This window comes from Acerihabitans arboris, assembly GCF_010131535.1.
Lineage (GTDB): Bacteria > Pseudomonadota > Gammaproteobacteria > Enterobacterales > Enterobacteriaceae > Acerihabitans > Acerihabitans arboris.
Genome location: NZ_WUBS01000011.1, coordinates 24775 through 38728, shown reverse-complemented (window position 1 = coordinate 38728; position 13954 = coordinate 24775). Strand labels below are relative to the sequence as shown.

Sequence of the window (13954 nt, the reverse complement as noted above, 5' to 3'; positions counted from 1 at the left end):
CTAAATGGAAGATCTAAACGTAGTCGATAAAATCAATGACGCCGGCAGTTGGCTGGCCAATAACCAGCAATTATTGATCCATTACGCGGTGAATATGGTCGCCGCCATCATTATCCTGATTGTCGGCATGCTGATCGCGGGCGTGATCTCGCGTACCCTCAATAAAGTGATGAAAGCGCGCCATATCGATATCACCGTGGCGGACTTTCTTTCCGCCATCGTCCGTTACGGTATCGTTATTTTTACCATTATCGCGGCACTGGGACGCATCGGCGTGCAGACCGCCTCGGTGATTGCGGTTATCGGCGCCGCCGGCCTGGCAATAGGCCTGGCGTTGCAAGGATCGCTGTCCAACTTTGCCGCCGGGGTCCTGCTGGTGACCTTTCGGCACTTTCGCGCCGGGGAGTATGTCGATTTCGCCGGCACCGCCGGCACGGTGCTGGTGGTGCAGATTTTTTCCACCACGCTGCGCACCTTCGACGGTAAAATGATCGTGGTGCCCAACAGCAAGATCTTATCGGGCAATATTACCAACTTCTCCCGGGAACCGAACCGGCTGATCGATTTGATCATCAGCGTCAGCTACGACGCCGATATCGAACAGGTGAAAACCCTGCTGACCGATATTATCGCCGCCGACAGCCGCGTGCTGCAGGACAAGGGCATTACCGTGCGCCTGAACGCCCTGGGCGCCTCGTCGATGGATTTTATGGTGCGCGCCTGGGTGCCGCGGGATACGCTGCAAAACGCCACCTTCGATTTGCTGGAAAGCTTTAAACGCGTGCTGGATGAGCACGGGATTGGCATTCCTTACCCGCAAATGGATGTGCACATGTATCGCACCGCCAAACCCAAAGCCTGTCCGGCAGACGACGCTGATAAGAAGCCGCTGGCAGCGCCCGCGCCGCAGTAGGCTTGCGTACCTGCTGATCCTAGGCCCATAAGATTATAAGCACCGCTAATGCAATATTAGTTTATTCCATTTCAACTGATATCTGCTTCTGATTACACTAGCGCTACTTTCTCTAAAGACAGGCAGGTAAGCAGCGTGTTAGTCATTTTTATGCAAGGCTTTGCGTTGGGCATGGCGACCATTGTTCCCCTCGGTCCGCAAAATATCCTGGTGATGAACCAGGGCATACGGGGGCAGTATCATTTGCTGATTGCCACCCTGTGCCTGTTAAGCGATATGGTGCTGATCATGGCCGGGGTGTTTGGCAGCAGCGCGCTGCTGTCGCGCTCGGAGGTGTTGCTGCAGGCGGTGACCCTGGCGGGCGCGGCGTTTCTTGCGGCCTATGGTTTTTGCGCGCTGAGAAGCGCCTGGAGCGGGGCAGGGACGGGGGGTACGAGCGTCCAGGGCGCGGGCTTACGCCCGTCGCGACGACGCATTGTTATTACCATGCTGGCGGTGACCTGGCTCAATCCCCATGTTTACCTGGATACGCTGGTGGTGCTGGGCAGCATCGGCGGCCAGCTGGAGCCGCTGGCGCGGCGCTGGTTTGCCGGCGGCACGATGGGAGCCTCGCTGGTATGGTTCTACGGCCTGGCCGTGCTGTCGGCGCGCCTGGCGCCCTGGCTGAACCGCAGCCGGGTGCAGCGGTGGATACACTTGTTTGTCGGCGTGGTGATGTGGCTGGTGGCGCTGCAGCTGGCGCGCCGGGCCTGGAATATGTTTTTTGCGGCGGCGGCTTAGTCTCCGGTCAAACCGATGCATCCGGTTATTGAGAATTTATCCTATATTTTAACGCAGCGGCAACGTCTATGCTGGGGGCCGAAAACCACGTAACGGTAAATAAGCGCAAAGGGTATTGTTTTTAGATGAAAATCCGTAATCATATGCGGTGCTTTCTTTTATTTGCAGTGGATTTTGTCGCACAGGAGACGTCATGAAGGTCAAAGCATTGCTGTTCACCACCCTGTTGGGATTAGGATCGTTTGCGACCCAGGCGCAGGCCGCCGAGCTTCCCGCCGGGCCGCACGTGATCACCTCGGGTACGTCAAGCGTCGAGGCCACGCCGGATATCGCCACCCTGAGCATCGAAGTATCGATTTCATCGAAAGACGCCGCCGACGCCAAAAGGCAGGTGGACGCGCGCGTGGCGCAATATTTTGATTTCCTGAATAAAAACGGTATCGAAAATAAAGATATCGACGCCGCCAATTTGCGTACTCAGCCCGAATACGACTTTTTGAAAACCGGCGAGTCGGTGCTGAAAGGATATCGCGCCGTACGTCAGGTGCAGGTCACGCTGCGCCAGCTCGATAAGCTCAATGAGCTGCTGGACGGCGCGCTGAAATCGGGCCTGAATGAAATCCGCTCGGTGGAACTGGGCGTCGCCAATCCGGATGCTTTCCGGGATCGGGCGCGCAACAAGGCGATTGAAAACGCCACCGCGCAGGCCCGTTCGCTGGCCGAAGGCTTTAAAGCCACCCTGGGACCGATTTTCAGCATCCGTTACCATGTGGCCAACTATCAGCCGGTGCCGGTGGCGCGCATGTTTAAAACCAACGACGCCATGTCGCAAACCGATGCCGCCCAGACTTATGTGCAGCAGACCATCCATTTCGACGATCAGGTGGATGTGGTATTCGAGCTCCAACGCCAGCCTTAAGCCGCCAACCTTAACGAGGCGTCCCGTCCTGGGGCGCATCGGCGCCGTGCGACCCTCAGGCCTGGCGCAATACCTTCCGGCCGTGGGATAGCAGGGCGTCGGTCACCTTGCGCATCATGCGGCTCTCCGGCGCGAAACGATGCCAGAACAGCATGCGGCGCTGGTAGAGGCCCGGCGTCAGGTCAATCAGCTCGCCTATCGCCAGCTCACGTTCAATTTGCAGATGTGGGATCATGCAGCAGGTGGTGCCCTGGCGCGCAAGCTGCACAAAGGCCTCCGAGGAATTGACGATATGGCAGGGCACGCTGCCCGGCGGCAGGTCAAAATTCTGCTGCAAAAATGCCTGGTGCATATCGTCCAGATGGTCAAACGCCACCGCCGGCGCTTTGAGCAGCGCGCTGCGGGTCACGCCGTTGGGAAAATAACGATCGGCAAAGGGTTGGGACGCCACGAACAGATAATCGAGGGCGCCCAACTGATCCACCAGGCAGCTCGGCAGCGGCTGGGGCTGGATACTGACCGCGCCCACCACTTCGCCGCGCCTTAATCTTTCCTGGGTGCGGGTTTCGTCCTCCACCTGCAGGTTGAGGCGGATGGGGGAGTCGGTTAGCACCGGTTTCAGCGCCGGCAGCAGCCAGGTCGCCAGGCTATCGGCGTTTACCGCCAGCGACAGCAGCAGCGGCGTGTCGCTGCCGTTGTCGGTGCCCAGCCATTCATCCTCCAGCAGTTCCACCTGATGCAGCAAGGCCAGCAGCTTTTGCCCTTGCTCGGTCGGACGGGGGGGAATGGTACGCACCAGCAGCGGCTGGCCGAACAGGTTTTCCAATTGTTTTATTCGTTGCGATACCGCGGACTGGGTAATGCACAATTTCTGCGCGGCACGTTCAAAACCTCGTTCACGAATTACGGCGTCGAGCGCCTGCAGCGTCCGATAATCCGGGCGTTTCATTCTTTATCCCCTGCGTCGATATATCTTTGCACTATGCATGTACTTTTCTGTAGCCGGCTTTCACTCTGCGCCGGTTTTACTATGCCATAGAATTGCCCTGGCGCGGGTGCAAAATTTCACCCGCGCCAGGCGAGGGTATAGGGGCGGCGGCGGGTTGTGGCGGAATTCACGCCATCGGGGGTGATATTGTTTTATAATACCGCCAACTCTCCGTATCCAAAGGCTTAGCTATTTATGACGCAGGATGAATTGAAAAAGGCGGTTGGCTGGTCGGCGCTGAAATATGTCCAACCGGGCACGATTGTCGGGGTGGGCACCGGATCCACCGCCGCGCATTTTATCGATGCCCTCGGCAGCATCAGGCATCAAATCGAAGGGGCGGTGTCCAGTTCGGACGCGTCGTCGGCCAGGCTTAAAAGCCTCGGCATTCCGCTGCTGGATTTGAACAGCGTCGACGTGCTGGACATCTACGTCGACGGCGCCGATGAAATCAACGGCCAGATGCAGATGATCAAGGGCGGCGGCGCGGCCCTGACGCGCGAAAAGATCATCGCGGCGGTGGCGCGCAAATTCATCTGTATCGTCGATGGCTCCAAACAGGTGGACGTGCTGGGTGATTTTCCCCTGCCGGTGGAGGTGATCCCGATGGCGCGCTCCTATGTGGCGCGCGAGCTGGTGAAGCTGGGCGGTTTGCCGGAATATCGCCAGGGCGTGGTGACCGATAACGGTAATATTATCCTCGACGTGCGTAATTTACGCATTCTGGACGCGGTGGCGCTGGAGGACAAAATCAACAGCCTGCCCGGCGTGGTGACCGTAGGCCTGTTTGCCCGGCGCGGCGCGGATGTGGCGCTGATCGGCACCGCCGAGGGCGTTAAGGTTATCGAGTAAAACGCCGGCTGTAGCGGCGGAGCTTTTGCCGCCGCTACAGCCCGTGCCGGCGGATGTTAATTTTATTTACATAGCATCTTTTATCGCCGCTAATGAAATTCAGTGATAAATGTCACATTTAAGCCATACGCCTGTTATAAATGTGACGCTTAATCGCCAGGCCAGAGGATTTATCCATAGCAATCGCTTATGGTTGCGTCTTATGCTGTCGGCGGGGCCGGGAGCCCGGTTGCCGCCACGGTAATTTTTGTTATTTTGTCCGGGTGCTGTGTGTTGCAGTCGCATCTGAAGTTTCACAAAGGGTCGGGAAATGGCAAAAGTATCGCTGGAAAAAGATAAGATCAAATTTTTGTTGGTTGAAGGTGTTCATCAGAGCGCGGTGGATAACCTGAAACGCGCCGGTTATACCAATATTGAATATCATAAAGGCGCATTGGATTCCGCGGCACTCAAAGCATCCATCCGCGATGCGCATTTTGTCGGCATTCGATCCCGCACCAACCTGACGGAAGACGTCTTTGCCGCGGCGGAGAAACTCGTCTCGGTCGGCTGCTTCTGTATCGGCACCAACCAGGTTGATTTGAAAGCCGCGCTGAAAAGAGGTGTTCCGGTATTCAATGCGCCTTTCTCCAATACCCGCTCGGTGGCTGAATTGGTGCTCGGCGAGATGCTGCTGATGATCCGCGGCGTGCCCGAAGCCAACGCCAAGGCCCATCGCGGCCAGTGGAACAAGCAGGCGCGGGGCAGCTACGAAGCCCGCGGCAAGAAGCTGGGCATTATCGGCTACGGCCATATCGGCACCCAATTGAGTATCCTGGCGGAAGGCCTGGGCATGCAGGTGTTTTATTATGATATCGAGAGCAAGCTGTCGCTGGGCAACGCGCGCCAGGTGGATTCGCTGCCGGAATTGCTGAATATGAGCGATGTGGTCTCCCTGCATGTGCCCGATACCCGGTCCACCCGCAATATGATGGGCAAGGCGGAATTCGGCCACATGAAGCCGGGCGGGCTGTTTATCAACGCCTCGCGCGGCACGGTGGTGGATATTCCGGCCCTGTGCGATGCCCTGGCCAGTAAACACGTGGCCGGCGCCGCCGTCGACGTGTTCCCGGAAGAGCCGGCGACCAACAGCGATCCCTTTACCTCGCCGCTGTGCGAGTTCGATAACGTGATCCTGACGCCGCATATCGGCGGGTCAACCGAGGAAGCGCAGGAAAATATCGGCGTGGAAGTGGCGGGCAAGCTGGCCAAATACTCCGATAACGGTTCCACCCTGTCGGCGGTGAATTTCCCGGAGGTATCGTTACCGGAACATGGCGATCGCGTCAGCCGTTTATTGCATATCCATGAAAACCGTCCCGGCATCCTGACCCGCATCAACCAGATATTTGCCGAGCAAAGCATCAATATCGCCGCCCAGTATCTGCAAACCACCCCCGAAATCGGTTATGTGGTGATTGATGTGGAAACCGATGCCGAAAACACCGCCCTGCAATTGCTGAAGGCGATACCCGGCACTATCCGCGCCCGTTTGCTGTACTGACATCAACGGCGCTTAGCGCGCGGTTAAGCCCAACCCGGCCCTGGTGCCGGGTTTTTTTGCATTCTGATGCGGTTGGATCCTGCGCGTGCCGGATAAACATCCCGATTTGCCGGCTGAAATCCGTGGCTAAGGCCGGCCGGCCCTTTTTACCAGCGCCAGTGCCGCGACGGGGTGAAAATTTCAGGCAGCGGGATATCCCAAGGCTCGACCGGTATGGCGTCCACCTGCTGGCAATCGTGGGCCAGGCCGATGGGATAGAAGCCGGCGTCGCGCCGCCAGTGCCGAAGGGTGCGGTCGTAAAAACCGCCGCCCATGCCCAGGCGCTGGCCCCGTGCGTCAAAGGCCACCAGCGGGGTAAACAGGATATCCAGACGCGCCAACGGCAGCAGTCGGGTCACGTCTAATCGCGGCTCGCTGATATGCAGCCGGTTAACCACCAGCGGCGTATCGGCCTCATAGCGCAGGAACAACAGATGACCCGGGCTGAACGGATGCAGCGCCGGCAGATAGACGCGTTTATTGCGCTGCCAAAGCGCCTCGACCAGCGGGCGGGTATCCAGCTCGCCGTCAAAGGACAGGAACAGAGCCAGGCTGTCGGCGGCGGTGATGCGGGGGTCGGCCAGCAGGCGCTGCGCCAGCGCGGCGGCGGCGGCGGCCTGTTGGCTTACGTCCAGCGCGCGTCGTTGCCGACGGATATGGTTGCGGATAGTCTGCCGCTGGAGCGAGAGTTCGGGTGACTGGGGCATGGATGATTAAGGGTATGCTTTAAAAGGATGCTGGCAAGTATGTCATAAAGTCACAGCGAGGGTATGAAAACAGGGGGCTTAACACAAGCTGCACGACGTTCTGCAGGCGCTACACGCACGTCGGCTTAAGGCGCAAGCCGACACTACGCTTTGAATGGATCTCCGAGATGCCGCCGCAGGCTGTAACCCTTGAACCCATGGTTCAAGGTGAACGCAGCGTTATAACCTTAAGGCTTCTCGGACGAGCCGAGCTTGCGCACCAGTTACAGATCGCCACATTCTTGTGGTAAAAATTATCGGCTCAGGGGACGGGCCCGCTGGCGAACACCTCAGAGAAATTTTGTATTCTTGTTCCGCGAGACTCACTCCCGGCGGCTATCGTTACTCGAACTGCGTACCTGGTCGCTCGGAGATCCGGCCCTGTTCTACCAGTGCCTGCTCAATCGTCTGCTGCAGTAACCGGATACGCTGTTCCATGTTGGCGGCGTAATCACGCGTTTTAACTCTTTCCTGCGCCAGTTCGTGGCAAACGTTCAGCGCCGCGATAAAAACAAGCTGTTCTGTATTGGTGACTCTAGTGCGAACTTTAAGATCTTGCAACCGTTGATTAAGGTCATCCGCCGCCAGGTTCAACGCTTCTTGTTGTTCCGGCGGGCAATTTACCCTTAACGTGCGGCCAAAAATTTGAATATCTACCGGTTGTGCGGACATACCACCTTCCTGCTTTGTTACCGCGCCGACGCCCGGACACCCCCGTTTCACCATTGCGGGAGCGCAGAGCGGGCGCAACTATACTCTATATCCATGCGCTATATCAAACAGAAGAATCCATATAAAACAGAAGATACACGCCCTTTCTGGTATAGCTACGGACCTTGGTGGTAGCATAACACGAACTTATCCTGCCAACGACGATGAAAGCGCATGTCTATACAAAATACCTTTCCGGACTACGAAAACCTCAACCAACTGCTGAACCAGCAGGCCGTGGCGCTGACACCGGCGGAAATGCATGGTTTGATAAGCGGCATGCTGTGCGGCGGCAATAAAGATCACAGCTGGCAGACCCTGGTGCATGAGCTGACCAACGAAGGTATGGCCTTTTCGCAAACCCTGGCCGACCCGCTGCGCCAACTGCACGAAGCCACCGCGCACTCGCTCGACGACGAGGAGTTTATGTTCCAGCTGATGCTGCCCGACGACGATCGCTCCACGGTGTTTGAACGCGTGGACGCGCTGGCCGGCTGGGTGAACCATTTCCTGCTGGGACTGGGCGTGATGCAGCCGCAGCTCGATAAGATCAAAGGCGAACTGAAGGAAGCCATCGACGACCTGCGCAATATCGGCCAGCTCGGTTATGACGAAGATGAAGATCAGGAAGAGCTGGCGCAGTCGCTGGAGGAGGTCGTCGAATACGTGCGTATGGCCGCGATTCTTTGCCATAATGGATTTACCCATCCGGAACAGCCCGACCCGTTGGAAAAGCCGAAACCGACGCTGCACTGAATAGCGTAACAGGGTCAGCGCAACCGGCACGGCAATCCGATGAATGTTTTTTAGCATGATCACGCAGGGGAAAGTGATGACACCACAAGAATATTTACGCCGTCGTCAGGCATTGCTGGCGAAAATGGCTCCGGCCAGCGCCGCCGTGATTTTTGCCGCGCCGGAGGCGACACGTAACGCCGACAGTGAATATCCTTATCGTCAGAACAGCGACTTCTGGTATTTCACCGGTTTCAACGAGCCCGAGGCGGCGCTGATACTGATCAAAAGCGACGCGACCCACTACCACAGCGTGCTGTTTAACCGGGTGCGCGATCCCGGCGCGGAAACCTGGTTCGGCCGCCGCCTGGGCCAGGAAGCGGCGCCCGCCAGGCTGGGCGTGGACCGGGCCTTGCCCTGGGGCGAGATCGGGCATCAACTGCATCTGCTGCTGAACGGCCTGGATGTGGTGTACCACGCCCAGGGTGAATATGCCTTTGCCGATACCCTGGTATTTAACGCCCTTGATACCCTGCGTCGCGGCTACCGTCAGCATTTGCGCGCGCCCGGCACCATTACCGACTGGCGTCCGTGGGTGCATGACCTGCGTCTGTTTAAATCGGCGGAAGAACTGGCGGTGATGCGCCGCGCCGGTGAAATCACCGCGCTCGGGCATGCCCGCGCCATGCAAACCTGCCGTCCGGGCCAGTATGAATACCAGCTTGAAGGCGAAATCCTGCATGAGTTCAACCGGCACGGCGCCCGCTATCCCTCCTACAATACCATCGTCGGCAGCGGCGAAAACGGCTGCATCCTGCACTACACCGAAAACGAGGCGCGGATGCGCGACGGCGATCTGGTGCTGATCGACGCCGGCTGTGAATACCGGGGTTATGCGGGCGACATTACCCGCACCTTTCCGGTGAACGGCACCTTCAGTCCCGAACAGCGGGCGGTGTACGACATCGTGCTGGCCATGCTGGATAAATCCCTTGAGCTATACCGGCCCGGCACCAGCATCCGCGAGGTCAACGAACAGGCGGTGCGGATCATGGTGGCCGGGCTGGTGGCATTGGGCGTACTGAAGGGCGAGGTGGCCGGGCTGATCGCCGCCCAGGCCCACCGGCAGTTCTTTATGCACGGCTTAAGCCATTGGCTGGGCCTGGATGTGCATGACGTCGGCGATTACGGCGCCCCGGAGCGGGGCAGGATCCTGGAACCGGGCATGGTGCTGACCATCGAGCCGGGCATCTATATCGCCATGGACGCGGACGTGCCGCCGCAGTATCGCGGCATCGGCATCCGCATCGAGGACAATATCGTTATCACCGAACAGGGCAACGAGAATCTCACCGATTCGGTGGTCAAGGACCCGGATGCCATTGAAGCGCTGATGGCGGCGGCGCGCTAGCCTATGTCGGTGATTATTATCGGCGGCGGCATGGCCGGCGCCACGCTGGCCCTGGCCTTATCCCATATGACCGGCGGGCGGCTCGATATCGATCTGGTGGAGGCCGCCGCGCCTGAAAGCCGCCGGCACCCGGGTTACGACGCGCGCGCCATCGCCCTGGCCCAGGGCACCTGCCGGCAGCTGACCGCCATCGGCGTCTGGCCTTCGCTGATGTCCTGCGCCACGCCCATCGCCCGGGTGGAGGTCAGCGATCGCGGCCACGCGGGCAAGGTACGGCTGGAGGCGCGCGATTACCGCGTGCCCGCGCTGGGTTATGTGGTGGAATTGCATGACGCGGGGCAGCGGTTGTTCGCCCTGCTGCGCCAGGCCCCCGGGGTGAGGCTGCATTGTCCCGCCATGCTTCGGGATATTACCCGCCGGCAGGACGATATCCAGGTGACGCTTGATAACGGCGCGCGGCTGGCCGGCTCGCTGCTGGTGGCGGCGGACGGCTCCCACTCCCTGGCGGCGCGCCATTGCGATATCCAGTGGCGCCAGGAAGACTACGGGCAGATGGCGATTATCGCCAATGTCACCACCGCCATAGCCCATCAGGGCCGCGCCTATGAGCGCTTTACGGAGCATGGGCCGCTGGCCATGCTGCCTATGTCGCAGGGCCGCAGCTCGCTGGTATGGTGCCTGCCGCAGTCCCGGCGGCATGAAATAACCGACTGGAGCGACGCCCGGTTTATCGATGCGCTGCAAACCGCGTTCGGCTGGCAGCTCGGACGTATCACCGCCTGCGGGCAACGGCATGGTTATTCGTTGCAGCTGCGTACCGCCACGCGCCATATCAGCCACCGGCTGGCGCTGGTGGGCAATGCGGCGCAGACCCTGCATCCGATTGCCGGCCAGGGGTTCAACCTGGGGCTGCGCGACGTGATGACGCTGGCGGAAATCCTGGCCGCCGCCCTGGCGCGGGGCGAGGATCCGGGCGCTTATGCCACCCTGCAGCGCTACCAGCGGCGCCGTTTGCCCGATCAGGCCGGCACCGTGGGCATTACCGACGGCTTGATCCATCTGTTTGCCAACCGGCATCTTCCGCTGGTGGTCGCGCGCAATCTCGGCCTTGCCACCATGGCCTCCTCGTCGGTGCTGCGCGACGCGCTGGCGCGGCAAACGTTAGGCTGGGTGATACGTTAACTAAGGATATAACTGTTATGCAAGCATTCGACGTGGTCATCAACGGCGGCGGCATGGTAGGCCTGGCGCTGGCCTGCGGGCTCCAGGGCAGCGGCATGCGGATTGCCGTGCTGGAACAACAGGCGCCGGAGCCGGTTTCGCCGGCCGACCGCCCGGCGCTGCGGGTGTCGGCCATCAATGCCGCCAGCCAGCGCCTGCTGGAGCATGTGGGAGCCTGGGACGATATCGTCGCGCTGCGCGCCAATCCCTATCAGGGCATGCAGGTCTGGGACAACGACAGTTTCGGCAATATCGCCTTCGACGGGCAACAGCTGGGCTACGCGCATCTGGGTCATATCGTCGAGAACCCGGTCATGCACCAGGCGCTGTGGCGCCGGGCCGCGGGGTCGTCCGATGTGACGCTGCTTTGCCCGGCCGCGCCGCGCCAGATCGCCTGGGGCGAAAACGAGGCGTTTATTACCCTGGACGACGACCGGATGCTTACCGCCCGGCTGGTGGTGGGCGCGGACGGCGCCAACTCCTGGCTGCGCCGCTATGCCGATATCCCGCTGACCTTCTGGGATTACCAGCATCACGCCCTGGTGGCCACCATTCGCACCGAACTCCCGCACGGCGGCATTGCGCGCCAGGCGTTTCATGGCGACGGCATCCTGGCATTCCTGCCGCTGGGCGATCCGCATCTGTGCTCCATCGTCTGGTCCCTGCCGCCGGACGCGGCACAACGGCATCAGGCGCAGGCGCCGGCCGAGTTCAACGCGCGACTGGCCGCGCATTTCAACCTGGTCCTGGGCTTATGCGAGTTGCAAAGCGAACGGTTAACCTTCCCCCTGACCGCCCGTTATGCACGGGATTTCGCCGCGCACCGACTGGTATTGGTGGGGGATGCGGCCCACACCGTCCACCCGCTGGCCGGGCAGGGGGTAAACCTGGGCTTTATGGACGTGGCCGAACTGCTGTCGGAGCTGCGCAGGCTACAGCAGGCCGGCAAGGATATCGGCCATCATCCCTACCTGCGCCGCTATGAGCGCCGCCGCAAGCACAGCGCCGCCGTGATGCTGGCCGGCATGCAGGGATTCCGGCAGTTGTTCGACGGTAATCATCCGCTGAAAAAATGGGTACGCGATGCCGGGCTCCGGCTGGCCGATACGGTACCCGGCGTCAAGCCCCGTTTAATCCGCCAGGCGATGGGACTTAACGATCTGCCCGAGTGGCTGGAGCAGGGCGGCGTTTGATTGAAATAATCTAATTTAACCTGATAATTTGCATTATATTTTCTAATCCGACATCGGTAAAAAATATTTTTCCCCCGACCAAAGTCAGGGTTTTTTGTTATCATATTTTGCTTTTGCCGGCGCGCCTTTGTCGTTTGTGCGCCGTATAACGCTATTTGCCAGTATAACGTGCTGATCGGCACCGCTCCCTTTCCCGCGACCATCGCCCCCGGCAGGATAATTTAATTTATGGTTTCCCCCGGGATTCAGTGGTAACTTCTGGCAAAAGGTATCGTTTGCGCCGAGGGTTCAATAAGAGCGGCGTGACGTAACATTCAATTTGATTGCTCCTGATTTGACCACAAAGAGGACGAGATGGCCCAGCTGACATCGCTATATGAACAGCACATTGCGTGCGGCGCTAAAATGGTGGATTTCCACGGTTGGATGATGCCGCTGCACTATGGCTCCCAGCTGGAGGAGCATCACCAGGTGCGCCGCGACGCGGGCATGTTTGATGTGTCCCACATGACCATCATCGATTTGAAAGGGCCCCGAGTTCGTGAATACCTGCGCTACCTGCTGGCCAATGACGTGGCCAAGCTCATCGTGCCCGGCAAGGCGCTCTACAGCGGCATGTTGAACGCGTCCGGCGGCGTTATCGACGATCTGATTGTCTATTTCCTGGATGAAACCTATTTCCGCCTGGTGGTGAACTCCGCCACCCGCGAAAAGGACGTGACCTGGGTTACCGACCATGCGGCGCCTTACAACGTGTCGGTCCAGGTGCGCGACGACCTGGCGCTGATTGCCGTCCAGGGGCCGCAGGCCCAGGAAAAGGCGCGCACGTTGTTCACGCCGGCGCAACAGGCGGCGGTGGCCGGGATGAAACCTTTCTTTGGCGTACAGTCGGGCGAGCTGTTTATTGCCACCACCGGTTATACCGGCGAGGCGGGGTTTGAGATTGCGTTGCCGAAAACCGAGGCGGAAGCCTTCTGGCAAAAACTGCTGGCGGCGGGCGTGAAACCCTGCGGCCTGGGCGCGCGCGATACGCTGCGCCTGGAGGCCGGCATGAACCTGTACGGCCAGGAAATGGATGAGCGCATCTCGCCGCTGGCCGCCAATATGGGCTGGACCATCACCTGGCAGCCGGAAGATCGCGATTTTATCGGCCGCGAGGCGCTTGAAGCCCAGCGCCGCGCCGGCACCGACCAACTGGTCGGCCTGGTGATGACCGAAAAAGGGGTGCTGCGCAACGACCTGACGGTGCACTTTACCGATGCCGACGGTAATATGAAAACGGGCGTGATAACCAGCGGTTCGTTCTCGCCCACCTTAGGTTTCAGCATTGCCCTGGCCCGCGTGCCCGCCGGTATCGGCGAGCACGCCATTGTATTAATCCGTAACCGCGAGATGCCGGTTAAGGTCACCAAACCTGGTTTTGTACGCGCCGGTAAACCGGTCGTTCAATAATTAACTTTGCAAGAGTGAGGAAGGCAATGAGCAATGTGCCGCAAGAACTAAAATATACTAATTCCCATGAATGGGTGCGCAATGAAGGCAACGGCGTGTACACCGTCGGCATTACCGAGCATGCCCAGGAGCTGCTGGGCGATATGGTCTTTATCGACCTGCCGGAAATCGGCACCGCTTTTTCCGCCAGCGATGATTGCGCGGTGGCCGAATCGGTAAAAGCCGCATCGGATATCTACGCCCCTATCGGCGGCGAAATCGTGGCGGTGAACGAAGAGCTGGAAGCTTCGCCGGAGCTGGTGAACAGCGCTCCGTACACCGACGGTTGGCTGTTCCAGATTAAAGCCGACGACGAAAGCGAAGTTGCCGGTTTGCTTGACGCCGAGGCCTATGAGGCCACGCTCGACGAAGACGAGTAACCTATCGGCTTTCGGTAAGATACCTGGCTCCG

General features: G+C 59.5%; 14 protein-coding genes and 1 other RNA gene. 11 read left to right on the top strand and 4 right to left on the bottom strand.

Features of this window, described 5'->3' with window-relative positions; genetic code table 11:
- The first annotated feature begins 4 nt into the window (after nucleotides 1-4).
- The 3 genes from mscS (at nucleotide 5) to GRH90_RS15645 (ending at nucleotide 2612) form a co-directional block, all read left to right on the top strand.
- Nucleotides 5-913: a small-conductance mechanosensitive channel MscS gene (gene mscS, locus GRH90_RS15655; RefSeq protein WP_162366898.1), complete on the top strand. Its 909-nt coding sequence runs from the start codon at nucleotides 5-7 to the stop codon at nucleotides 911-913.
- Between the two features lie 150 nt (nucleotides 914-1063).
- Nucleotides 1064-1693, top strand: a complete 630-nt coding sequence (locus tag GRH90_RS15650; protein WP_178113175.1) for a LysE family transporter — start codon at nucleotides 1064-1066, stop codon at nucleotides 1691-1693.
- A 193-nt stretch (nucleotides 1694-1886) separates the two neighbouring features.
- Nucleotides 1887-2612, top strand: coding sequence for an oxidative stress defense protein (locus tag GRH90_RS15645; RefSeq protein ID WP_162366896.1), 726 nt, complete (start codon nucleotides 1887-1889; stop codon nucleotides 2610-2612).
- Between the two features lie 55 nt (nucleotides 2613-2667).
- Here GRH90_RS15645 and GRH90_RS15640 read toward each other — a convergent pair whose 3' ends face one another.
- Nucleotides 2668-3561, bottom strand: coding sequence for a LysR family transcriptional regulator ArgP (locus GRH90_RS15640; protein WP_162366895.1), 894 nt, complete (start codon nucleotides 3559-3561; stop codon nucleotides 2668-2670).
- Between the two features lie 234 nt (nucleotides 3562-3795).
- On the opposite strand from GRH90_RS15640, the gene rpiA reads away from it, so the two are divergent.
- Together rpiA and serA are read left to right on the top strand one after the other, a co-directional pair.
- Nucleotides 3796-4452: a ribose-5-phosphate isomerase RpiA gene (rpiA, locus tag GRH90_RS15635; protein WP_162366894.1), complete on the top strand. Its 657-nt coding sequence runs from the start codon at nucleotides 3796-3798 to the stop codon at nucleotides 4450-4452.
- A 310-nt stretch (nucleotides 4453-4762) separates the two neighbouring features.
- Nucleotides 4763-5995, top strand: coding sequence for a phosphoglycerate dehydrogenase (serA, locus tag GRH90_RS15630; RefSeq protein WP_162366893.1), 1233 nt, complete (start codon nucleotides 4763-4765; stop codon nucleotides 5993-5995).
- Nucleotides 5996-6141: 146 nt separating this feature from the next.
- On the opposite strand, the gene GRH90_RS15625 is transcribed toward serA, so the two are convergent.
- From GRH90_RS15625 to zapA, 3 genes are all read right to left on the bottom strand, one after another.
- Nucleotides 6142-6741, bottom strand: a complete 600-nt coding sequence (locus tag GRH90_RS15625) for a 5-formyltetrahydrofolate cyclo-ligase (RefSeq protein WP_162366892.1) — start codon at nucleotides 6739-6741, stop codon at nucleotides 6142-6144.
- A gap of 155 nt (nucleotides 6742-6896) precedes the next feature.
- Nucleotides 6897-7080: non-coding RNA, 6S RNA (gene ssrS / locus GRH90_RS15620), on the bottom strand.
- A 42-nt stretch (nucleotides 7081-7122) separates the two neighbouring features.
- Nucleotides 7123-7452, bottom strand: coding sequence for a cell division protein ZapA (gene zapA / locus GRH90_RS15615; RefSeq protein WP_162366891.1), 330 nt, complete (start codon nucleotides 7450-7452; stop codon nucleotides 7123-7125).
- 213 nt (nucleotides 7453-7665) lie between these two features.
- Here zapA and GRH90_RS15610 point away from each other — a divergent pair, with 213 nt between their 5' ends.
- The 6 genes from GRH90_RS15610 to gcvH all read left to right on the top strand — a co-directional run bounded on the left by GRH90_RS15610 (nucleotide 7666) and on the right by gcvH (nucleotide 13922).
- Nucleotides 7666-8247 carry a YecA/YgfB family protein gene (locus GRH90_RS15610; RefSeq protein ID WP_162366890.1) on the top strand — a complete coding sequence of 194 codons (582 nt, stop codon included), beginning with the start codon at nucleotides 7666-7668 and terminating at the stop codon, nucleotides 8245-8247.
- A 76-nt stretch (nucleotides 8248-8323) separates the two neighbouring features.
- Entirely contained in the window at nucleotides 8324-9637 is a 1314-nt protein-coding gene (gene pepP, locus GRH90_RS15605; RefSeq protein WP_162366889.1) for a Xaa-Pro aminopeptidase, read from the top strand.
- A 3-nt stretch (nucleotides 9638-9640) separates the two neighbouring features.
- Nucleotides 9641-10819, top strand: a complete 1179-nt coding sequence (gene ubiH / locus GRH90_RS15600; protein WP_162366888.1) for a 2-octaprenyl-6-methoxyphenyl hydroxylase — start codon at nucleotides 9641-9643, stop codon at nucleotides 10817-10819.
- Between the two features lie 17 nt (nucleotides 10820-10836).
- Nucleotides 10837-12051, top strand: a complete 1215-nt coding sequence (gene ubiI, locus GRH90_RS15595) for an FAD-dependent 2-octaprenylphenol hydroxylase (RefSeq protein WP_162366887.1) — start codon at nucleotides 10837-10839, stop codon at nucleotides 12049-12051.
- Between the two features lie 354 nt (nucleotides 12052-12405).
- Entirely contained in the window at nucleotides 12406-13503 is a 1098-nt protein-coding gene (gene gcvT / locus GRH90_RS15590; RefSeq protein ID WP_162366886.1) for a glycine cleavage system aminomethyltransferase GcvT, read from the top strand.
- Nucleotides 13504-13529: 26 nt separating this feature from the next.
- A complete protein-coding gene (gene gcvH, locus GRH90_RS15585; RefSeq protein ID WP_162366885.1) occupies nucleotides 13530-13922 on the top strand; it encodes a glycine cleavage system protein GcvH in 393 nt (130 codons plus the stop codon).
- Nucleotides 13923-13954 lie beyond the last annotated feature (32 nt).